General features: G+C 35.6%; 23 protein-coding genes and 2 riboswitches. Of the genes, 19 read left to right on the top strand and 4 right to left on the bottom strand.

The features are described from left to right. Nucleotides 1-55 precede the first annotated feature (55 nt). The 7 genes from KHA93_RS00940 to KHA93_RS00970 all read left to right on the top strand — a co-directional run bounded on the left by KHA93_RS00940 (nt 56) and on the right by KHA93_RS00970 (nt 7,411). Nucleotides 56-919 (top strand): sugar phosphate isomerase/epimerase family protein, encoded by an 864-nt coding sequence (locus KHA93_RS00940; RefSeq protein ID WP_213109004.1) that lies wholly within the window; start codon nt 56-58, stop codon nt 917-919. A gap of 12 nt (nt 920-931) precedes the next feature. Further along, nucleotides 932-1,993 carry a Gfo/Idh/MocA family protein gene (locus KHA93_RS00945; protein ID WP_213109005.1) on the top strand — a complete coding sequence of 354 codons (1,062 nt, stop codon included), beginning with the start codon at nt 932-934 and terminating at the stop codon, nt 1,991-1,993. A 265-nt stretch (nt 1,994-2,258) separates the two neighbouring features. Further along, nucleotides 2,259-3,203, top strand: coding sequence for a carbohydrate ABC transporter permease (locus KHA93_RS00950; protein WP_213109006.1), 945 nt, complete (start codon nt 2,259-2,261; stop codon nt 3,201-3,203). Nucleotides 3,204-3,281: 78 nt separating this feature from the next. Continuing rightward, nucleotides 3,282-4,115: a carbohydrate ABC transporter permease gene (locus KHA93_RS00955; RefSeq protein WP_213112716.1), complete on the top strand. Its 834-nt coding sequence runs from the start codon at nt 3,282-3,284 to the stop codon at nt 4,113-4,115. A 109-nt stretch (nt 4,116-4,224) separates the two neighbouring features. After that, a complete protein-coding gene (locus tag KHA93_RS00960; protein ID WP_213109007.1) occupies nt 4,225-5,610 on the top strand; it encodes an extracellular solute-binding protein in 1,386 nt (461 codons plus the stop codon). A gap of 183 nt (nt 5,611-5,793) precedes the next feature. After that, the gene (locus KHA93_RS00965; protein WP_213109008.1) at nt 5,794-6,174 is read left to right on the top strand and encodes a hypothetical protein; all 381 of its coding nucleotides are present in this window, start codon (nt 5,794-5,796) and stop codon (nt 6,172-6,174) included. A 412-nt stretch (nt 6,175-6,586) separates the two neighbouring features. Further along, nucleotides 6,587-7,411 carry an STAS domain-containing protein gene (locus KHA93_RS00970; protein WP_213109009.1) on the top strand — a complete coding sequence of 275 codons (825 nt, stop codon included), beginning with the start codon at nt 6,587-6,589 and terminating at the stop codon, nt 7,409-7,411. Nucleotides 7,412-7,444: 33 nt separating this feature from the next. Here the strand turns inward: KHA93_RS00970 and KHA93_RS00975 are convergent, their stop codons facing one another. After that, complete coding sequence (locus KHA93_RS00975; RefSeq protein WP_213109010.1) at nt 7,445-7,933, bottom strand: QueT transporter family protein; 489 nt, start codon at nt 7,931-7,933, stop codon at nt 7,445-7,447. Nucleotides 7,934-7,941: 8 nt separating this feature from the next. Beyond that, nucleotides 7,942-7,986, bottom strand: a riboswitch (PreQ1 riboswitch). A 186-nt stretch (nt 7,987-8,172) separates the two neighbouring features. Further along, a riboswitch (SAM riboswitch) is annotated at nt 8,173-8,285 on the top strand. A gap of 98 nt (nt 8,286-8,383) precedes the next feature. On the opposite strand from KHA93_RS00975, the gene KHA93_RS00980 reads away from it, so the two are divergent. Continuing rightward, nucleotides 8,384-8,521 carry a DUF2292 domain-containing protein gene (locus KHA93_RS00980; RefSeq protein WP_213109011.1) on the top strand — a complete coding sequence of 46 codons (138 nt, stop codon included), beginning with the start codon at nt 8,384-8,386 and terminating at the stop codon, nt 8,519-8,521. Nucleotides 8,522-8,633: 112 nt separating this feature from the next. On the opposite strand, the gene KHA93_RS00985 is transcribed toward KHA93_RS00980, so the two are convergent. Next, nucleotides 8,634-9,023 carry a hypothetical protein gene (locus tag KHA93_RS00985; RefSeq protein ID WP_213109012.1) on the bottom strand — a complete coding sequence of 130 codons (390 nt, stop codon included), beginning with the start codon at nt 9,021-9,023 and terminating at the stop codon, nt 8,634-8,636. Nucleotides 9,024-9,286: 263 nt separating this feature from the next. On the opposite strand from KHA93_RS00985, the gene KHA93_RS00990 reads away from it, so the two are divergent. The 6 genes from KHA93_RS00990 to KHA93_RS01015 are packed head-to-tail and all read left to right on the top strand — an operon-like array spanning nt 9,287 to nt 15,023. Beyond that, a complete protein-coding gene (locus KHA93_RS00990; protein ID WP_213109013.1) occupies nt 9,287-10,159 on the top strand; it encodes an ABC transporter ATP-binding protein in 873 nt (290 codons plus the stop codon). Then, a complete protein-coding gene (locus KHA93_RS00995) occupies nt 10,156-12,276 on the top strand; it encodes an ABC transporter permease/M1 family aminopeptidase (protein WP_213109014.1) in 2,121 nt (706 codons plus the stop codon). The genes KHA93_RS00990 and KHA93_RS00995 overlap by 4 nt, the downstream gene beginning before the upstream one ends. Continuing rightward, a complete protein-coding gene (locus tag KHA93_RS01000; RefSeq protein WP_213109015.1) occupies nt 12,273-12,956 on the top strand; it encodes a hypothetical protein in 684 nt (227 codons plus the stop codon). Before KHA93_RS00995 ends, KHA93_RS01000 begins: the two co-directional genes overlap by 4 nt. A gap of 15 nt (nt 12,957-12,971) precedes the next feature. Then, complete coding sequence (locus KHA93_RS01005; RefSeq protein WP_213109016.1) at nt 12,972-13,523, top strand: RNA polymerase sigma factor; 552 nt, start codon at nt 12,972-12,974, stop codon at nt 13,521-13,523. Next, nucleotides 13,516-14,310 (top strand): hypothetical protein, encoded by a 795-nt coding sequence (locus KHA93_RS01010; protein WP_213109017.1) that lies wholly within the window; start codon nt 13,516-13,518, stop codon nt 14,308-14,310. Before KHA93_RS01005 ends, KHA93_RS01010 begins: the two co-directional genes overlap by 8 nt. Continuing rightward, the gene (locus KHA93_RS01015) at nt 14,307-15,023 is read left to right on the top strand and encodes an ATP-binding cassette domain-containing protein (protein ID WP_213109018.1); all 717 of its coding nucleotides are present in this window, start codon (nt 14,307-14,309) and stop codon (nt 15,021-15,023) included. The genes KHA93_RS01010 and KHA93_RS01015 overlap by 4 nt, the downstream gene beginning before the upstream one ends. Before the next feature lie 38 nt (nt 15,024-15,061). Here KHA93_RS01015 and KHA93_RS01020 read toward each other — a convergent pair whose 3' ends face one another. Beyond that, on the bottom strand, nt 15,062-15,274 hold the full coding sequence (locus KHA93_RS01020; RefSeq protein ID WP_213109019.1) for a hypothetical protein: 213 nt from the start codon (nt 15,272-15,274) through the stop codon (nt 15,062-15,064). Nucleotides 15,275-15,352: 78 nt separating this feature from the next. Here KHA93_RS01020 and KHA93_RS01025 point away from each other — a divergent pair, with 78 nt between their 5' ends. The 3 genes from KHA93_RS01025 to KHA93_RS01035 all read left to right on the top strand — a co-directional run bounded on the left by KHA93_RS01025 (nt 15,353) and on the right by KHA93_RS01035 (nt 17,255). Then, nucleotides 15,353-15,586 (top strand): excisionase family DNA-binding protein, encoded by a 234-nt coding sequence (locus tag KHA93_RS01025; protein ID WP_213109020.1) that lies wholly within the window; start codon nt 15,353-15,355, stop codon nt 15,584-15,586. Nucleotides 15,587-15,651: 65 nt separating this feature from the next. Further along, nucleotides 15,652-16,788, top strand: coding sequence for an HAD family hydrolase (locus KHA93_RS01030; protein ID WP_213109021.1), 1,137 nt, complete (start codon nt 15,652-15,654; stop codon nt 16,786-16,788). A gap of 68 nt (nt 16,789-16,856) precedes the next feature. Next, nucleotides 16,857-17,255, top strand: a complete 399-nt coding sequence (locus tag KHA93_RS01035; RefSeq protein WP_213109022.1) for a hypothetical protein — start codon at nt 16,857-16,859, stop codon at nt 17,253-17,255. Here the strand turns inward: KHA93_RS01035 and serA are convergent. After that, nucleotides 17,227-18,837 (bottom strand): phosphoglycerate dehydrogenase, encoded by a 1,611-nt coding sequence (gene serA / locus KHA93_RS01040; RefSeq protein ID WP_213109023.1) that lies wholly within the window; start codon nt 18,835-18,837, stop codon nt 17,227-17,229. The genes KHA93_RS01035 and serA overlap by 29 nt on opposite strands. A gap of 550 nt (nt 18,838-19,387) precedes the next feature. Between serA and KHA93_RS01045 the strand changes: the two genes are divergently transcribed. Both KHA93_RS01045 and KHA93_RS01050 read left to right on the top strand, forming a co-directional pair. After that, on the top strand, nt 19,388-20,374 hold the full coding sequence (locus tag KHA93_RS01045) for a Gfo/Idh/MocA family protein (RefSeq protein ID WP_213109024.1): 987 nt from the start codon (nt 19,388-19,390) through the stop codon (nt 20,372-20,374). Nucleotides 20,375-20,558: 184 nt separating this feature from the next. Beyond that, nucleotides 20,559-22,682 (top strand): tetratricopeptide repeat protein, encoded by a 2,124-nt coding sequence (locus KHA93_RS01050; RefSeq protein ID WP_213109025.1) that lies wholly within the window; start codon nt 20,559-20,561, stop codon nt 22,680-22,682. Nucleotides 22,683-22,694 lie beyond the last annotated feature (12 nt).

The raw sequence follows: 22,694 nt of genomic DNA on the forward strand, positions 1-22,694 counted from the left end.
GAAGAAGTTTGCTAGACAGCTGAAAATAAATATACATCCATAAGAGGTGGACAAAATGAAAATTGGATTAAGTTCATACAGTTTATACCAAGCGATCAACTCCGGAGAAATGACGATTTTAGATGCTATTCAGTGGGTGGCAGATAATGGTGGGGAGCATATCGAGATTGTTCCTCTTGGATTTAGCCTAGATGATAATGATGAGCTCATTGAACAAATTAAAGAAAAAGCACAAAGTGTAGGCATCGAGCTTTCCCATTATTTAATTGGAGCTAACTTTTTAACTGAAACAAAAGAAGCCTTTGATGCTGAAATTGAAAGAGTAAAAAAACAAGTTGATATTGCGAATGCTCTCGGAATTAAATTCATGAGACATGATGTAGCTTGGCGTGCACCTAGCGACACATCAATTGTTCAATTTGAAAAAGATCTCCCTGCAATCGTAGATGCTTGCCAACAAATTGCTGATTATGCAGCTCAATACGGCATTACGACGAGCATTGAAAACCATGGTTTCCATGTTCAAGCAAGTGACCGTGTTCTTCGTCTGTTGAATGAAGTGAATCGTGACAATTTTAAAACGACAGTTGATATCGGCAACTTCTTATGTGCTGACGAAAATCCGGTATCTGCAGTGAAGAAAAATATTAGTCATGCATCAGTAGTTCATTTTAAAGATTTTTACATTCGCCCATCATATCAAAACCCTGGCGACGGATTTTTCCAATCAATTGCTGGAAATTATTTAAGAGGTGCGATTGTAGGCCAAGGCGATATTGATATGAGAGAAATTGTAGGAATCGTTAAAAATTCTGGATTTGATGGATACATTTCAATCGAATTCGAAGGAATGGAAGAATGTAAGCAAGCGTCAAAAATAGCTTTAAATAATGTTCGTAGATTATTTGAGGAAGCATAGGAGGAAATGTACATGAGTAAATTAAAAATTGGTGTCATCGGAGCGGGTTCCATTTCAGAAGCGCATTTAGGAGCGTATGTTAACAACAATAAAGTGGAACTTTATGCAATTTGTGATTTAAATGAACAAAGAGCAAAAGAAAAAGCTGAAAAATATGGCGCGAAAAAAGTTTATGTTGATTACAATGATTTAATGAATGACCCAGAAGTGGATGCTGTAAGCATTTGTACTTGGAACAACACTCATGCTGAAATTGCTACTGCGGCAGTAAATAGCGGCAAGCACGTTCTTGTAGAAAAACCAATGACAACAAACGTTGAAAAAGCATTGAAGCTTGAAGAAGCTGTGAAAAACAGCGGAAAGAAACTACAGGTTGGATTCGTAAGAAGATATGCTTCCAACACACAAGTATTGAAAAAGTTCATTGATAATGATGACCTAGGTGAAATTTACTTTACAAAAGCTACATGTATTCGCCGACTTGGAAACCCTGGTGGTTGGTTCTCTGATGTTGAAAGATCAGGTGGTGGACCATTAATTGATATCGGTGTACACGTTATTGATGTTCTATGGTATTTAATGGGACGTCCAAAAGTAAAATCTATTTCCGGAAATACGTACAATAAACTAGGTAACCGTAAAAATATTAAAAATCTATCTTTCTATCAAGCTGCAGATTATGATCCAGAAAAAAATACAGTAGAAGATATGGCAAATGCGTTGATCCGCTTCGAAAATGGAGCTTCTATGCTTGTGGATGTCAGCTTTACGCTTCATGCTAAAAAGGATGAAATTGCAATAAAGCTTTACGGTACAAAAGGTGGAGCAGAGGTAGAGCCAGAGCTTGCAATAATCTCAGAAAAACATGATACAATCATGAATATGACTCCTCAAGTTGATAGCTTAACATTTGATTTTATCGATGGATTCCAAAATGAAATTGATCATTTTGTCGACGTTTGCTTAGGCGAGAAAGAAACATTCAGCCCAGTACAAGATGGTGTCGAAATGACAAAGATTTTATGTGGTATCTACGAATCAGCACAAAAAGGAAAAGAGATTTATTTCGATTAATATCTACACAAAGCATCTTTTTAAACGGAAATACGTTCCTGAAAATAGGAATGTATTTCCGTTTTTTCATTGGGATATTGTAGAATGTTGTCTAAAAATCTGAATGTTTTAAATATACAGAAAAAAGTATTGAAATTTTTACATCGACTATGGTATTGTAAACTTAATAAAGGCACTGGAGAAAGATAGTATGAAAGTCTTATGGAGAGGAGAAATATACGCGAAAATACTCATGTAATTCCGAAATATTAAAAGGGGTGAAGTGATGGAACAGAAACTCAATCCTTCTATAGAAAAACGGATGGGAATAAAGCCTCGTAGAAAGAAAAAAATTACCTCTACTGATTGGGCGGGGTATATGTTTTCAGCTCCATTAGTAATTGGAGTTTTAATGTTTGCAATCTATCCAATGTTTGGAGCGCTTGTGTTAAGTTTTCAAAAATCAGCATCTACATTTGGCGGCGAATGGATAGGATTTTCCAATTATAAATTTGTACTTTCTGACTCGATTTTTTGGAAATCCCTATACAACACCGTTTATATGGGGTTTCTTGCGGTATTACTAGGAGTTTCTTTTTCTTTTATTCTAGCTACATTTATTCATAACATTCCGTGGCTTAGGTGGAGAAATTTTTTCAAAGGAGTCTATTTTCTTCCAAACGTTGTTTCTCTCGTTGCAACTAGTATTCTCTTTCAGTTTCTATTCAACCCTGGGAAGGAAGGGCTTTTGAACTTTGTTTTAAGTTGGGTAGGAATGGATCCTATTGGCTGGTTTACAAATCCAAGCTTCTCAAGATTTAGTATCGTCTTAATGACCTTATGGGGAATGCTTGGATACAATACAATTATTTTTATCGCGGCATTGACAAGTGTTCCGAGAGATTTATATGAAGCGGCAGAGGTAGATGGGGCAAATTGGTTTAAGAAGTGGCTTTATATAACCGTTCCATATTTAAAACCAATCATTCTTTTTATGGTTATCATCAGTACGATTAGTGCGATGAAACGATTTACAGATGTTTGGCTCATTGGTGGGACGGCTGGAAACCCTGCTGGTTCTCTAATGACAGTCGTTTTATATATTTATCGAAATGCTTTCCTTGCAAGTCAAATGGGCATCGCAACTGCTGCTTCATATATATTATTTATGATTATTCTAGTATTAACAGTTCTCATGTTGCTATCAAACAGGAAGAGCAATCTTGATTAGAGGGGGGATTATATGAGCAATCCAATGAGTATTTCAAATTTGAAACTGGAAGATCCAAAATCCTTCCAAGGTAAATCAATGAAAAAATCTAAGCTAGTAGGAAGCTTTACTCTTTTAGTTGTACTGTTATTAGGATCATTGATTATGATTATTCCTTTTGTCTGGATGTTGCTAACGAGTTTTGATTGGGCTGCAAGGTTAAATATTCCTTTTCCACCACGGTTCTGGCCGAAGGATTTTTCTACGAGAACTTATGAACTCGCTTTCAAAAACATCCCAATGCTTAAATATATGATCAACTCTGGGATTATATCTATAGGAGTCATTTTTGTAAGCATGATGTCGGCGCTTTTATCCGGTTATGCCATCTCCAAATTAAGATTTAAAGGGTCGATGATTGTACTCGTATTAGCGTTAAGTACAATGATGATTCCTTTTGAAATGACGATGATTCCACAATATTTGCTTTTTGCAAAAATAAAATTACTAGATACATATTGGGCATTTTATTTACCCGCACTAAACTATGCTTTCGGGACATTTTTGGCAAAATCATTTATCGATCAGCTTCCATCTACATTAAGGGAGGCAGCAATTATTGATGGCGCCGGAGAATTTAGAGTATTTTTCAAAGTGTATTTTCCTTTATGCATCCCCATAATCGCAACGATGACAATTCTTCAATTTTTAGGTGTATGGAATGATTTACTCTGGCCATTATTGGCATTGAAAACACCAGATAAATATACCATTCAACTTGGTTTGGCGATGTTTACTTACAATAAGAATCAACCACTTCCGTCGATCATCATGGCAGCCACAACTGTCAGTTTAATTCCAGTCATTACATTATATTTATTTCTGCAGAGATATATTGTGGAGAGCATAGCGTTGTCAGGTATTAAGCAGTAAAAAATCCCTAAAGCCGCTTCTATTTACCTTTTGGGAGGTGATGCTTATTTAGGAAAAGTTTAGATTGATTTGTTTCTCGTAAGGTATAAATCCATATAGGGGGCTAACAATGAAGAAATTTTTAGCGATGTTTAGTGGGCTTGTTCTTATTTTTACTTTAGTGGCATGCTCTTCTTCCTCCGGGGGTGGGGGGAAAAACGATAAACCGAAAAGTGATATTGAAGTCGTGTCGGATATAGAAGCTACGGTTCGAGTTTCCTTGGCTGGTTGGCAGTTGGAGGACGGGATTGATCCAATTACAGGTATAGACAATGTTGGGTTTGATACTTTTGTAAAAGAAGAATTTAATCCTAGATTTCCGAATATTAAGCTAGAAGTATATCAAGTTCCTTGGGAAAATGCCCAAGCAAAACAAACAGCTATGTTGCAATCAGGTGATGTGGATGTTATTTATTCAGGAGGAGCGTTTGCGTCTCAATGGATGCAGCAAGGGCTCCTAAGAAGTATCGACGATTTAATAGGAAATGACTCTAGCTTTAAAGGCGATATTTATTTAAAAGGAATTTGGGAAAATTCCTATAGTACTGTTGCTTTTGATGGAAACACACGCTTCGGCCTTCCTGCAATTTTGGGAAAACGTGTGACGATCTATGACAAAAAGATGTTTGAAGAATGGGGTGTTGAGCCGTTATCTGAGAACCCAACTCCTGAAGAAATTTTGGATAAAGCAAAACAGATGACAGGAAAAAATCCTGTTACCGGTGAGGAAAATTATGGCTTATGGTGGAGTGGGAATTCTCTTAATGCTTCAACTGTTGTAGCATTGACTCATGCTTTTGGAGCTGTAGGAGCTGTTGGTTCCTTGGGTGATCTTAAAAATATCGAGTGGAAATTAAATGAACCCGAAATGGTTAAAGTATTGGAATGGATAAAAGAAGCAGCAAAATACCCTCCTGTTGAATTTGTAAATGGTCAAGGTCAAGAAAACTTTGGGATTGAAACGAACAATATTGCTATCGCTTTGGATCATTCAGGTGGGGCGACTATGGGTGAGTACCGCGCGAACAAAGATAAGGACTTATTAGACCGATTTGTCCCAGTTCTTAACCTTGGTCCAAAAGGTGAAGGATGGATTGCAATGGATCCATTTGTAATGGCAAAGAACGCTAAAAACGTAGAAGCTTCTTGGGAAGTAATGAAGTTTCTATCAGGTTACGAAACGCAAAAATGGAATTATGAAAACTTCCAAGCTACGCCGACTCTAGCAGAAGCTGATTTTGTATTACCAGAAGATAAGTTTATCCAAAAAGCGATGGAAGTGGCAGCCGTTTCTCCTTCTGTAATGATGGATGAAGCTAATCCATTCTTTAGCAGTGAAATTACACCTGCAATTAATGGATTTATCAGTCAGGCTGCCAATGACCAAGCTCCAGATATTCAAAAGTTTTTGGATGATTTACAAAAGCGTGCTGTAGATTGGTCTGCTAGACAATAAGACAATAAGACAATAAGACAATAAGAGATTAAGAAAAGGAAGTCAACGCTGTGAGGACTTTCCTTTTCTTTTTGTTTTCATCATTAATTTACATCGAGTAAATAGACATTACTATCTGAAAAGACATATAATATATAGCATATCTACATAATTACTAGAATTTTGTAAAAAGGGGGGAAAACCATGTCTATTGCTCGTATATTGACAGGACTATGGAAAAATAGTACGGAAACAAGTGATCGCGCAAAAGATCCACAATTGAAAACGCGTTATTATAAAATAAGTAAGCGAGTTTTACTTGAAAAGATCCAATATGTAATAACTAATAAGCTGCCTGGTTGGAAAATTACACATTTAGATGCAGAACGCGGTGAAATGTTAATTGAAAAAAAAGCGATGAGACAAAATCAAATCGTAGTTACCGTTCTTCAAGTCGAACCTCTTAGATGCAGTGTTGACATTGTATCAGCATACGAGGGAGTTGGAGATTTAGGCTTAAGCTATTTTACAGTCTTGAAATTTTTTGAAGTACTAAACAAAGAAGTTCCACCAGAAAGAAAGTAATAAGAAAAGCGAAAGCGCCTGTTCATCGACGTATAAACTTCAGGGACTTTGACTGAGATAAAGGAAACACGACGAGGAACGAGTCGATGTTGACTTACGCAAGCGAAAAGGACAATAAGTTTACTAGTCGATAGGCGCTGTAGCTGAAATAGGACCAGTCCCCACTAATAGAGGGACTGGTCTTAATTTTTTTAGACAATAATTTATCATTTTGAAAATTAGTAGTAATTTCTTTGCAAAGTTCTTCCTCTAATCTAGTTAACTTACTTCACACTACCTCAACACACCAATTTATCATTATTTGAACATTTCTTTAAACTATCTTTAAAAACCGAAATTATGATAATATTAAAAACATGATGAAAAAACTAAATGCTAAGTGAATCAATTCACCAAAAGGGGAAGTGATAACGTGAACTATGCATATGATGCAAAGGCATTAAAGGATTATTTAGTTGAAAATCGTCAAGAATTTGAAGATAAGCTTTTAAGTGAAGCAGTAAATGTAAGGGATAAAATTGAATATATTCATTTAATCGGCAATATAAATTTATTAGAAAATGCTCATCTACTTATTCTTTATGTTATTGAAGAAAGAGAGTCAGAAGTAATTGAATTCGCCAAAAAAGAAGGGGAAATATGGGCGAAATTTCAGTTAACATTGGCTTTCAAGTTAGAATGGCTCCACGCTATCAGAAGAACGTTATGGATGTTTTTACATAAGTTTGAAATTAAAAACAATAGACAATCAAATACGGATAATTTTTATAATCTTGAAAGTAGAATTAACAACCAAATTGATCAATTCTTAAATTGTTTTTTTATTAGTTATTCCGAATTCAAAGATTCTCTAATAGAGGAACAAAATAGAATCGTTGAGCATCTTTCGGTCCCCATTATTCCAGTGACGACCAAAACTTGTGTCCTCCCTCTAACTGGTCCCATTGATGCAAAAAGAGCCAGGGTTATTATGGAAAAGGTACTAACTGAAATTTCTTACTTAAAGATTCAAACATTAATCATTGATTTATCTGGGGTAGCTGAAATGGAACCAGATGTCATTGATCAATTGAAAAAAGTCATTGACGGTACAGTCATGATGGGATGTAAAGCAATAATTTCCGGACTTCGACCTGAAGTAGTTAAAAATATGATTCTCTTAGGAATTACTTTTGAAAATCAAGCAAATATTGTTGCTTCATTGGAACAAGCGTTAAAAGATTATCTTTCAAGATAAATGAAAAACCCCTTGAAAGGGGTTATCTCAACATTATGAAAGTAGTTTATCAAAGTTGATCCTTTTATTGAGTGCCATAATTAACGGTGCACCGATTGCCATCACAATAAATTCACTAATGGCTACTGTAAACCACGTAATCCAAAATGGGAAACCGAGAGCTAAATTAAGCTCGATGGCGATAAAAAACATCGTAAAAGAAAAAATGATCGTATTAAAAATCATTCTCATCCAAATACTTTTGATAAATTTACTTGAAAATATCGTTATAGATAGAGCGACAATTGATTGACCAACTCCGAAGAAAAGATCATATAATCCCAGCTCCGAAAAAAATAAGTTTGCCAGAAGTACACCGACAACAATTCCAAAGAAATATTTCTTATTGAACACCACTAGATGGTTAAACATCTCAGATAATCGAAACTGGATGTTTGTAAAACCGAATGGTTTAATCAAAAGAGTCACCACAATATAAAGTGCGGCAATAATCCCATTGATTACAAGTGTTTTTGTTTTCATATTCAATTCTCTCCTTAGTTTTTTAACGTGGGATGGTCTCGAACCACGTCTTGCTATTGTTGAAAAAAGTTCAACATGCTCTCTATTATAACGAATGTAACGAAAAAGTGAAGAGCAAATTATGGAAATTGTTCTTATTAAGAATGGTAATATTGCTACCTTCAAACAGATTTGTCGATTGACAACTCATTTTTTTCCAAATACAATTAATGTTAACGTAAAAAACTTCATAGTTATAACTCTTATAAAGAGAGGTAGAGGGACTGGCCCGTTGAAACCTCGGCAACCATTGAATTTTTTGAATTCAAACGGTGCCAATTCCAGCAGATTACTATAATCTGACAGATAAGAGACCAATGCATAAACATATTAAAAGCAAAGGCCTCTTATTTATTTAAGAGGTCTTTTTCTTGTGCTTAGGTAAATTTACGATCAAAGGGGATGAGTGGAATGGCAGAAAAGGTTAAGGCAGAGAGTGATCAATTACAAGTAATTGTTGATTCGTTAAATAATATGCAATCTGGAGAATTACAAATTACCGTACAAGAAGGGAAAATCGTTAAAATTATTCGGATTGAGAATTGGTGATTATGCATATTAGTGAACGCACTTCATATAAAAAAGCAAAAAACGTTTGGAAATTACGCCAAACTTTTTTGCTTTCATTTTTTATAAAAACAATAATTGCGATGCAAAGTATCTATCCTTCAACTAAAGCTAAATAATACTTTTCCTCATTATTGAACTCTACAATTAATATACCGCCTCGTTGTTTTGCCGAATAAATTTTAGCTCCTAACGGCAATTTATTTGCCATTCCATTTTCAAAGGGTGTTGTGGAAAAGTCTATAAATGACTTTTTGATCTCGCCGATTAGCTCATTCCTCGTTAATTCTAATTCATTTACCCAATCAACATTCGTTGTATAAATGAGATCATCCCACTGAAAGATATCCGCCTTTTCGTCTTGTCGTAAAACTTCTTCGGCAGTAGGATTTCCTATAGTTACCACTTTTGTTTCTGAGCTTGTACAACCTGTTAAATAAAACAGTGACAGCATCAAAATGAAGCTGGAAATTATTTTATTCATTTTTTAACACCTCCAATTAAACAGACGAATGGGTTTCGTTTAAGTTACTCATTTTCACGATATATTTCTGATTCACGATGAAACTGAAAAGAGTAAGAATTTTGTCGAGAATTCCATCTTAATTCACGATGAAATCGAAAAAAAATTCGAATTTTTCCTAAAATTTCACATCTATCTGTACAAAGAAAAATTATTAAAGTTGAAACAATTTAATTCTTCCATACGTGTAAGGTTCAGAAAGGTATTTTTAGGGGGAAAAGGGATTGTCTATAAAAATAGATGGATTGCAAAAATCCTATCGTTCATTTCAAGCTTTAAAAAATATTGACCTACATATTGGTACAGGCTTATTCGGACTTCTTGGACCGAATGGGGCGGGGAAATCGACTCTAATGAAGATTTTAAGTACGATTCTTCCTTTTGATAAAGGGAGCGTAACTATTTATGATCATCATCTTGTCAAAGAAGGAGATAAGGTTAGACAACTGCTTGGGTATTTGCCGCAGCATTTTAACGTCCCAACACAATTTACGGGAAAGGAATTTCTTCATTATGTTGCTTCCATGAAAGGTGTAACAAATCAACAGGAACGAAATTCGCAGGTTGAGAAGCTACTGGAAGAAGTTAACCTAGCCGCACAAGCAAATAAAAAAATTAAAGGTTACTCTGGTGGAATGAAAAGACGTCTTGGAATTGCTCAGGCTCTCATTGGAAATCCGAAATTAATTATCCTTGATGAACCGACAGCAGGGCTGGACCCTTCGGAAAGGATTCGTTTTCGAAATTTAATAGAAAAATTGAGTAAGGACCACTCTATTATATTATCAACACATATCATTAGTGATATTGAATCAAGTTGTGAAAATGTAGCAGTCATCAATCATGGTGAGGTCCTTTTCAAAGGATCCACTGAAGCATTAGCTGAGAAGGCGATAAATGTAGTGTGGGAGTTAACGGTACCATTTTCCGAATATGATCAAGTGGAAAGAGAATACGTCATTATTTCCAGTCGAAAAGAAAAGGATCAGGTTGTTTTTCGAATCATTTCAAAAGAAAAACCACAAGGTGAAGTAAGCCCTATACAACCAACAATAGAGGACGGTTATATGGCGGTCATAAACGGGGTGACGGCATGATCTTGATGAAATCCGTATTTCGAAATGAAGGGCTTCTTTTACTTCGAAATAAGTTTCTAGCCATTCCATTATTAGTAAATATTTTGTGTTGGGGCTACGTCATCATCTCTTATGAAATAAAGCCTATCCATTACGAAGAACGTGCTGCTGCATTTTATCAAAGTTTCATTTGGATGCTGCTGCTCAATTTACTCATTGTCGGACTGTTTGCTGTTTATATGGCAAGTAAGGATCGGGATAGTGATTTTGAACAATTAGTCGTAACATACGAAGTGAAAAATGTGGATTGGGTTATAGGAAAATGGCTTATCACTCAATTGTACGGGCTTTGTATTACCGTAATTACAATAATCGTGCAAGCAATATGGTTTGTTAGTGCTGCAATGACAGTAGGAGATTGGTTTAAAAATATCTTTTACGTATTCATTCAAATGGAAGGAGCGTTTTTTCTTCTTATCTCCTTTGGTTTTTTATTTGCAATCTTGATTAAATCTATGTTGGCGTATCTAGTTATCCCGGCAATTTTAGTATTAAGTTTAATGTTCCCATTTGATTACGTTGGACAAGCCTACATATGGGATAATCCAAAGTTTCATTTATTAACTCCATTCGATTATATGTTTATTGGGTCTCCATATGAGGGGATATGGGGGATTCATCATGTGTTTAAAAGGTCACTTTTTCACCAAGGCGCTACTGTATTATTAGGAATTGTAGTAATTATATTAGCTCTTATATTGTTTCGACGTAATCGTAAAAGTTATAAAGAAAAAAAGATGATTCCTATTATTGCTACAATCATCATCATTCCTACAATTGTGTTAAGTGGAATGCGTTTCATGCAATATGATCAAGCACTTAAGCAATACATTGCAACTGGGCAACAATATGCAAAGTCGTTTGATCGAGAGGGTGAATATGACGAATGGATGAATTCCTACTACGAAGTGCATAAAGATGATCAGCCATATGACTTTTCTATGGAAAAAACAAATTTAAATGTGAAGTTTCAAGCTGATGATCAGATAAAAGTTGATAGTACCTTAACAATAAAAAATAAAGGCAATAAGGCAGTGAATGAAGTATTTTTAACTTTGTACCATGGGTTAGAAATAAAGGAATGCACAAGTGAAAAATCTGTTTCTTGTTCACGAGAAAATGATTTTATAACACTTCATTTTGATCAAATGATTCAGCCTGGTGAAGAATTTGACTTAGACTTTCATTATGATGGGAAAATCTTGCAATACCGAGATGATGGGTATATTGAACAAGCTTTTATAAAAAATCAGCGAATGTATCTTCCGAAAGAAGCGGGTTGGTATCCTTTGATTGGAAAGCGACCACTCGTAATTGCTAGGGAGCATAATAATCTTTATCCTCAATTTGAATTAAGAAATGCTCGGCTAGTAGAGGATTTTCCTACGGACTTCACAGTTAACATTATGAGAGAAAATAAAAAAGTTCCTCTTGCTTTAACGATTCCGGAAATTAGTGAAGATGTTTATCAAGGGACTTCTCAATATGGTCTATCATTGGTAGGCGGGAATTTCATGGAAGAAAAGGTTGGAAACATTCGAGTTGTCGCACATCCTGAAGTTTTTAATGGAGCTAAAGAAGTGATTGGAAGATATCAAAAAGCATGGAGTTTTATGGAAGATTGGCTAGAAGTTTCGATGAGCCCATCCGTTGTATATGTAATGAGCGATAATTACTATTATCAAATACATGATAGTGTTAATCACGACTTTTTTGTAATAAGAAGTGCATCAGTGGATGATTGGGGTATTGCATATGAAATGATAAATGAAATATATCCAGAAATTTCTGAAGGTTACAATGAGGATTTTCGAATAATAGTTGATGCAATGGAATGGATCATTATGAATCAGTTACACGAACAGGTTAGTTTTGTGGAATGGTATAAATCTACATGGTGGGGTGCGGAAGAGGATCTTACACTTGTAAATATGCTACAAACCTATGAGGATAAAGGCCACGATCAATTTAAAGATGTTTTAAAATATCTTTTCAATTATTGGAATGGACTTGAGAACAAGCAGGACTTTAACATGAAAGACGCCTTAAATGAATACGAAGGAGAATCAAAATCATGAGGGGATTCTCTATTCGAGTTCGACTATTTTTAAAGCTGTGGTGCACATCCTTTTATTCGTTATTGACGATCATACTGATACCGATTATCGGGATTATTATATATAACTCTGGGACATATACGATAGATGATTTATCTAGCCTTATTTATGAAAAAACTGCGACTATCTGGTTTGTATTTATCATTCAATGGTGTTTTTCGGTAGATTTGGATTCGAAATTTTTCAATCAGCTTATTACGTATCCCGTATCTAAGTGGAGATTTCTACTTGAACGAACTTTATTTTCCATCATTATTTTTTTTAGCTTAGCGATTATCATCTCATTACCATTAGGATTTATATTAGGGAACTTTGTATGGAAAGGATTTGTTTTTACAATTCCAGTATATTTGGCATTAGGTGGATTTGTTATTCTTGGAACGATGATAGGAAAGCATTCGCTTGGAGGATTGATAGCTGGAATTCTTTTTTGGATGATGATTCTTTTCGGCGGGGCGTTGCTTAGGGAATTAAATGCGATTTTACTTATATATGGAAGTGTTGAGCGTGTTGTAAGTGGAGAAAGTAGATTTTTCTTGGCGGAAAATCGTTGGATTCTCATTAACCGATTGTTTTATATCGGACTCGGAGTAATATGTACAATAGGAGCTATTTTTAAAATCAATCGAAAGTCAGCATGAGACGGAGGGATGGGAATGCATGATGAAGAATATATGCAGCAATTGTCGCTTGGGATAGATACAGCTTTCGATGCACTTGTTTTCCGATATCATAAGCCTCTGTTTGGATATATATATCGATTATTACAAGATGAAAAATTGGCTGAAGACGTTGTTCAAGAAACATTTTTGAAAATCTACCAACAAGGGCAAAAGGGTTTTGTTCCCGATCAATTCAAACCGTGGATGTATAAAATAGCGACGAATACTTGCAAGGATTATTGGAGAAAACCTGCATCCCGTCTTGAGTATGTGACGGATCAAGATATAGAAAAAGCAGGGCAGGTTCACCATATTATTGATCATCAGCTCGAACGCCAATGGATGGTAGAGTCGTTAAATCAACTCTCCCTTGATTATCGAACGGTTCTTTATCTACGTTTCTATCAAGACTTCAAATACTCGGAAATAGCATTGGCATTGGATCTTTCAATTAACACAGTAAAAACACGCATTGCGCGTGGGTTAAAACAGCTTGAAAACATATTAGTTACGGATGAACGGAAAGGGGCTAGTGGAAATGAGTGAAAATCAAGAATTAACGAAGTTAGAACAAGAATGGAAAGCTCATTTTGATCGATTTACTGCCCCGGAGCCTACGAGAGAAATGACACTCGATTTGATTCAAAAAATCAAAAATATGGAGCAGAACGAAAGTCCAGTTGATTTGCGCGTAGAGCTGGAAACGACCCAACATTCTCTTTCGACTAGATCAAAAATAGTTAATATGTTTTTAACGCAATGGAATTTTTACGGTACGACAAGCTGGCTGTTAACTGGACTTCTTATGATTGCCATTACTTTTACGATTAGTGAAAATGTTGCAGACGCAGTGTCGGGATTTGCAAGTTGGATTAAGTGGATTACCCTTCTTGTTATCGGAGTGATTGGCTATTCTTTCAGACCGAAAAATGAAGGAAACGAGATCATTGAAACATTGAGTTACTATCCAATGATCCATCAAATATTTATCCGTTTTATGATTGTTATGGGATTTCAATTATTGTTGACATTACCATTAAGCTTTATCGTTGTTGGGAAAGAGAGTACGATATTGTATCTCGTTAGTTCCTTTCTTCCTGTCTTCTTTTTTGGTGTGATCGGGTTTGTTGCGATATTTTGGTTAGGGCAAAAAATAGGGGTGTCAATCGCACTATTTATTTGGTTCAGCCAAGTGTTATTAAAGAAAAAGCTCTTGTTCCAAACTCCAGATAATGAATATTTTCTAGTAATGAATGTGATTATTTTAGGAGTTTCGGTTCTTTTATTAAGTAGTGTTTTATTTAAAAAAGGATTATCGGTGGGATCGAAATGAGAATAGCATTACATGATGTGGAATATTCTCTACCTGAAACTAAACTTTTAAAAAGTATAACTTGTTCTTTTACAAAAGGAATTACGTATGTGGTTGGAAAAAACGGAGCTGGAAAAAGTACACTTTTGAAGCTACTTACGACCGCGATTCAACCAGTACACGGTGAAGTCAACTATACTCGATTGGTTCGAGACGAGCAGCTGGGGACGTACAGGAAAAAGCTAAGTATCGAAGAAATTAGGAAAATCATTGGCTTTCTACCGCAACATTTTACAGGACATTCAGATATGACGGTGGAAAAATATATAACTTACATCGCTTATCATAAGGGAATCCCGCGGAAGCTTGTAAAAAAGTCTGTTGAGAATTGGTTGAAAGAGAGTCATTTAACCCATGTAAAGCGGAGGAAGATTCGCCATCTTTCAGGAGGAGAACGGCAAAAAGTAGGGTTAATTCAGGCGCTCATAAACCTCCCGAGGATTTGCATTTTAGATGAGCCTTTTGAAGGACTGGATATTGAGGAGCGGCTCTATTTTCAACGTATTCTCCAGCGTCTTTCGTACCACAGTATCATTATTATTAGCACTCATTTAATTGATGAGATCCGACAATCAAGTGAAGATAAAATACTATATCTGAGCGAAGGAAAAATTGCTTATTTTGGAGGAATAGAATCACTCGATACTGTGACGCAAAGATTAGAAGAAGCATGAATGGGTGAAACAGAATCCATTCATGCTTTTTTTGAGAGTTAATCTATGTTTTTACCCTTCGTTAGCTTTTCAAAATCTTTCATATCGTCGTTAGGAAGTTCAGACACATGGAAAGAGTTTTGTTTTCCCGTAATATTTATATTCAATCCCATTTGAGAACTTTGCATACCTGGATCATTAATAATATCTTCATATTCCCCGTCAAAATGGGGAGTCGCCTGCGAACCTGTATCTCTTGTTTTCCTTGGCAATGTTAATCACTCCTTTTAATATAAGGATGGTATTATATAATAAGAAATATGCGAGTTTTTTTAGTTGGAGTGATGGAGATGTATTTAACGATAGAAGAAACGGCTGAGTATTTATCTGTATCGGTACCTTATGTAGAAAACTTAATTTTACAAAGAAAAATTCGTTTTTTACGAGATGGTGATGGAGTAGTTTTGATATATAAAGATCAATTTAAAACTCATTTTGATCAGCTTGAAAAATATAAGACCCTAGTGGAAGAATTGGCTAACGAGCCAATTCCAGATGATATAGATGTAAAAGATGAGGATTGAAAACAAGAGACACTATGATACACTAAAGGATAGAAGTGCTGATCATGTATAGAGGAGATAAATAGATGATTAAGACGGTTTTATTCGATGTTGATGGGGTTTTATTAAGCGAGGAGCGCTATTTCGATGCGTCTGCTTTAACGGTATGGGAAATAATATATAGCAAAAATTATTTAGGACTAAATCCGGAAAAATTTAAAATTGATTATTCCGATTCTGAAATTGATGAAATTCGTGCTTGCGTTTTTGAACATGATCTTGTTTTGAAATTTCAAAAGTCATGTGGATTAAATGCAAATTGGGACATGATTTATTTAACTGTAGCCTACCAGCTAATACGTCTTTTAGAACATGTGAAGGATTCCAAACAGGTTGGTCAGTGGGTTTCCAATGAAATTAATCGGGATGTTTTATTGGAAATAGGAAAAGCATTAGCTGGAAAAGAGTTATATCTCGATTTTGCTGCATTTTTAGATGACTTTGAGCTGTCTGAAAGAACAAAGGCAGGATTATTTTCACATCTTGATTATTTAGCAAAAGAAAAGCTTGGTGTTGAAAAATCGGTCTTTGGCGAAATAGGGGAACTCTGGTCTACTTGTGAGCATGTTTCACAGGAATGGTATGTTGGTGATAAGCACGTTATGGCTTCAACGGGTCGTCCATCTGTTCAAACTGGAAAAAAAGGATTTTTATCTGCTGAAAAAGTTTTAGCACCTGCAGACGAAATTGCATCATTATTTGAATCATTAAAAAAAGCTGGGGTTACGATCGGTATTGGAACAGGACGTCCAGAACTTGAGACGCTTGAACCATTTCAATATTTAGATTGGCGAAAACATTTTGATGTAAACTATATCGTTACAGCAGACGATGTATTGGCTGCTGAAAGATCTTTTCTAGATGCAACATCACTTTCAAAACCACATCCTTTTACATATGTGAAGGCGTTGTCCGGAAAAACAAAGTTAGATAAAGAGTGCATTGAGGAAGAAATGCCAATTCCGAATGGTAAGGAAACATTGATAGTGGGAGATTCCTTTGCGGATTTACTCGCTGCACGAAAAATGGGATGTACGTTCGCAGCAGTCCTGACAGGTTTATCAGGAAAAGACGCAAGAGACGAGTTTGAAAAACACAATACAGAATACATTCTCGATAGCGTATTAGACGTTAAAGATTTAGTACTTTCATTAGTAAAATAAAAATATCCGGAGGAAGATCCTGCTTCCTTCGGATATTTTTATTTGGGTATCAGGGGCTGCAGATCACAATGGACAAAATCCATTCTCGATTCGCAGATCTGTCCATCAAAGCTGTTATGGTGGACAAAACCCATGCTCGATTCGAAGAATTGTCCATCATAGTCGTGATGAAGGACAAAACCCATGCTCGCCTCGAAGAATTGTCCATCAAAGTCGTGATGAAGGACAAAACCCTTACTGGACTCGAAGAATTGTCCATCAAAGTCGTGATGAAGGACAAAACCCTTGCTCGATTCGAAGATTTGTCCATCAAAGCTGTGATGAAAGACAAAACCCTTGCTCGACCCAAAAATCTGTCCAACAAAGCAATCATTATGGACAAAAACCCCGTACACTCCAAGGTTTCTGTCCAATCTATAATTGCTTTAAATAAAATGATTAACTCATCACGGGTACTACACCATTAGGCAATTCAAGGAATTGAGCGTATTCGAGACCTCTTATTACTGTTAAAGCATGAATCACGTCTTTATCGGCAATTTTATCAAGTGTAAGTACCATGATCGCTTCGCCGCCAACTTCGGAACGTCCAACCTGCATTGTGCCAATATTAATATCAAAGTCACCAAGTGTAGAGCCAACTCGGCCAATCATACCTGGGATGTCATGGTGTTTAATATATAAAAGATATGGTTCTGGACGAACATCAACCCGATAATCATTCATTTTAACAATACGTGCACCATAACCGTTTAATACAGTTGCTCCGATATTGGATTTTGCGCCATCTCTATAAAGGGTAAGTTCAACATAACTTGCAAATCCTTTACTCTTAGGATTTTTAGATACGTTGGATGTTACACCTTGGTCTTTTAGCAAGTGATGTGCGTTGATTAGATTTACGGTATCTCCTAAATGATATGAAAGGATGCCTTTTACCATTGTACGAGTAAGTAAATCCGTATTTTCTTTCGCAAGCTCACCGAAATAGTTTATTTCAATATTGTCAGGAGCTTCTTTTAACAATTGTATAGCAAGCATCCCCATTTGTTCGCCAAGTGTAATAAATGGCTGAAGCTTCTTATGAGTTTCACCAGAAATTTGCGGCATATTGACTGCATGGGAAATGGATTGTGTTTCAAAAATCTCGATGATTTCTTCACTGACTTCATGTGCGACTTTTTCTTGAGCTTCAACAGTTGATGCTCCAAGATGCGGTGTAACTATAACATTTGGATGACCTAATAGTTCCAAGTTAGTGGAAGGTTCAGTTTCAAATACGTCAAGAGCAGCTCCAGCTACTTTTCCTGAATTTAAGGCTCTTACTAGTGCTGCTTCATCTATAATTCCACCGCGAGCACAGTTGATAATACGTACGCCTTGTTTTGTTTTAGCTAAATAGTCGTCATTAATAAGACCGCGTGTTTCTTTTATAAGTGGCGTATGAATAGTAATAAAATCAGCTTCTTGAGCAATATCGTCTAATGATGCCTTTTTTAATCCTAGTGAATCTGCTCTATCTTCGGTTAAATATGGGTCGTAGCCAAGAATTTTCATTCCAAAGCTTTTTGCCCGCATTGCCACTTCTGTTCCGATTTTTCCCATTCCTACAACGCCAAGGGTCTTTTCGTATAATTCGACACCTTTAAAAGAATTGCGCTCCCATTTTCCAACTGAAGTAGAGGCATGAGCTTGTGGAATGCTCCTCGCTAAAGACATCATCATCGCCATCGTCAGTTCCGCAGCAGAGATTGTGTTGGCACCAGGTGCATTAATGACGATGATTCCTTTTTTAGTAGCGGCCTTAACATCGATATTATCTACTCCAACACCAGCACGAGCAATTACTTGTAATTTATTGGCGTTTTCTAAAATTTCCTCTGTAACTTGCGTTTGGCTACGTACAATTAATGCATCATAATTTTGAATAATTATTTTTAATTCTTCAGCTGGAAGGCCAGGTTTTTTATCAACTGTAAAATTTGGATGATCATATAAAGCCTTTAAACCACTATCACTGATTGCGTCTGATACGAGAATTTTATACATGATTGATTATCTCCTCTGATTATGTTTTTATTTGTTCAATGTCTATCTCCAGATCTTATCCACTTTATTTAAAAAAATCGGCAAAAATTTGGTTTTCGAGATAGATGGACGCATTGCGCTTTTATTAAATGAAAACGCCCCCATAACAGGCGCATGCGCCAAGTTATGAGGGACGTGAAATCGTGGTGCCACCCTCGTTCACTAATTTGAAAAACAAATTAGCCTCGAGTGGATAACGGCTGGGCCGGGCTAATGCCAGTTCAGAAGTGCTGGGCTAGAATAGACAATACATCGGTTTCCACCAACCACCGACTCTCTTTGCAATCATCTACTTGCCTTCTTCATCATTACATATCCTTATATACTTGTTTGAATTGAATATACAAAATATTTTAACACAAGAAGATCATGATGCAAGAGGTCGAAGGTAATATTTTCGAATAAAGTTGATTGTTTGATAAAATTCGATCTTTTAAATGCAAGATTTACGCAAATGCAATATAGTAAGAATAAACATATGTAGATTTTCATTATAATGGGAGGGTAAGGGATGATTCGGTTTGGAATTATTGGAACGAATTGGATTACAGATCAGTTTATTCGTTCGGCTCAAAATATAGAAGATTTCCGACTTACTGCCGTTTATTCTCGCACTGAAGAAAAAGGACGGGAGTTTGCAGAGAAATATGGTGTGGATACTGTTTATACAAATATAGAGAAAATGGCTGAAAGTGATGATTTGGATGCTGTTTATATTGCAAGTCCAAACTCATTTCATGCTGAGCAATCTATAACATTCCTTCGAAATGGGAAGCACGTCTTATGTGAAAAACCAATTGCATCTAATCCTACTGAGCTAAAAAAAATGATACTAACAGCTAAAAATCATAATGTTTTATTAATGGAAGCATTAAAAACGACCTTACTACCAAATTTTAAATCAGTTCAGGCGAATTTACATAAAATTGGACAGGTAAGAAGGTTTTTTGCAAATTTTTCAAAATACTCATCTCGATATGATGCTTATAGAGACGGTACAATATTAAATGCATTTAATCCTATGTTTTCGAATGGATCGTTAATGGATTTGGGTATTTATTGTGTTTACCCGCTTGTAGTCTTGTTTGGAGAACCGAAGAATGTTCATGCAAACGCAGTAATGCTAGAGTCAGGTGTAGATGGAAGTGGAAGTCTCATTTTACAATACGATGATTTTGAAGCAGTACTCACTCATTCTAAAATCGTCAATTCATTTGTTCCATCAGAAATTCAAGGAGAGGACGGTAGCATTATTATTGATGAAATTTCGACACCTGAAAATGTTGAAATCCGATATCGAAATGGAAAATCGGAAAAAATTGGTCAAACATATACTGTTCCTTCCATGTATTATGAAATAGAAGAGTTTATAAACTTAATAAAATCTGGCAAGATGGAATCAGAAGTCAATTCATTTGAAAATTCATTAATTACTGCGCGCATTCTTGCTGAGGCAAGGAAGCAAATTGGACTTACTTATCCTGCAGATCTAGATTAAGAGGAATGAAAATGATAATTTATTAAAGTCTATTATTTTGTATAATAGACAAGCGATTTCTAAAGCAAGAAGCCGTCGACTAGCAAACTTCTTGTCCTTTCACCAAGTCAAAGAAGCTGAAGTTTGTAGATGATGAGCAAAGCGCTTGCGGTTTCTTTAAACAAAAATCTTTTGGAAGACGGTGATGAAAATGGCGTTTGAAGAGAATTTGATCCAAAAAACACACTACACCACGTTTGTTTTGGATAATGAAAAACGACATCCTATTAGAGTGTTGGGGGACTTATTTTTTGCAGAGCAAAAAAAAGAGCTTTCCGATCTTTCTATGATCCGTTTTGCTCAAGGTGAAGCGTATTATCAATGTCAAGATTATGAAGCGGCCATATTCAAATGGGAAAATGTACATAATGAACTTGAGCCTTGGGCTAAAAAAAATATGGCAGACGCCTATTTTGAACTCGATTTATATGATACAGCAGCCAATATATATCAAACGATTAAGACGGATTCACTAACGTTAAATATGGAAATCACCCTTCAGTTATTTGGAGTATATTTAGCTCAAGGGAAGTATTCAGATGCGCATCAATCGATTCTTAATGCCGTCAATCTTAATCCTGATTACCCAAATGTGACAAAAGTAGCTCGTGCCTTTTTTGAAAATCAAGAAGATTGGAATCATGCAATTGAATTAGCAACTAATGAAGCCATTCGAACAAAATCTAATAATTGGTTTCATACATTAAATTCATACATTAACGAAGGATACGTTAAGTTTCATGATCCATCCTTTTTTGCTCCACTATTAACGGTTTTAGTTCGAGATAATTACTCTCAATTTGAACGTACAGTTGCGGGGCTATGGTCCAATTTTCAAAATCAGAATTCTTTTCTTTCATGGCTTCATTTGGTCAATCAAGTAATAATAGAAGCAGAATATGATTTCCTCGAAGAAAATTCTTCTATCTCAACTTTGTATAAGAATTCGTTCTTGGAATTGTTAGATGGTAAATATGATCTACAAGAACTAGAACATATCGTACCTATGTTATTGATATCATGGCAAAAAGTTTCGAACTCAAAAAATGCATTATTTGTTTCTGCTGCAATATTAGCTTGGAATGATAATGTTTCTGAAACGGTAAGCAGCGAGATTGTTGAAAAAGCTGAGATAGATCTTTCTAAAGTCAATCACAATGAAGATATATTCCAAGAATGCGTTAATATCATTCAATCTATTAGCCACTGGGCTCACTCTAATCAATTGGAAGTGGAGCAAAGCATTGAGTGGCTTATACATGATGAAAGTATGGATCAGCATGAGCGAACCACAACTCTTTTATCTGCCATCAGAAAAACCATTTCAAGTTTGCTTGATCAGAGGGAACAAACAACCCTAATGCTATCCGAATCAATTCACACTGACAGTGATATTTTAGCTAGAATGCAAGGATCGGTCCATCAATTGCAGGATTTGGAAGAGGAAAAAGTACATGTTATTGAAGACGCATATCATAATATTAAAGAAGAAATTAAGGCCGATTTACTAAAAACGATACCAAAGCTGATAAGAGAATCGTCGGAAATCATAACAGAAGACAGTGATTTTAAAAATATTCATTTCGATTTAAATAATGAAATGAATGAAAGAATTCATCAATATTTAAATAATACGATTATCCCGATCTTTATAAGATCACTCGAAGATTGGATCTCCTTTTCACAAATTGAGCTGTCAAAATGTCAAGATCATATAACAGAATGGGCTCTAGGGTTTAATTCAATACTCGGAGAAGAAAAGCTGTCACTTCAATGTGATTTTCAAATCATCGAGGATTGGAAGAGAGATATTGACAGGATGACGAGTACATTTCATATTGAAAAAGAGAATATTTTACTTAGAAGAACACCTTCTCAAGTACTGCTAAAAGGTGCTGGAAAATTATTAGGGGTAATTCCGAAAAATAATTCGATTTTGGCAAATACTTATAAAAGCTATATTCAAAACGATACGTATCAAGAAACAGCCGATTCAATTATTTCGAATTTTTTCCGACAATTTGAATTACTTGAAAAAGCAATTGGTAGAGATATTCATATATTCTTTCGCCATCCGTTAAGTATTTTGCAGCAAACAGTTGAAGAAATGGATGGAAAAGTAGAAATCAATAAGGCAGAATTAGCAAAAATAAAATCAAATCCTGAGCTTTTCCGCAATCGATTGACACTATACGAAGTAAGACTGCGACTATACGAGTGGATAAATTATAGTAAGCCTATCGATAGGGAATCAGCTGATAAATTCTAATGTTGGGGGAAA

Origin of the sequence: Lederbergia citrisecunda, assembly GCF_018343695.1 — a bacterium.
GTDB lineage: Bacteria > Bacillota > Bacilli > Bacillales > Bacillaceae_C > Lederbergia > Lederbergia citrisecunda.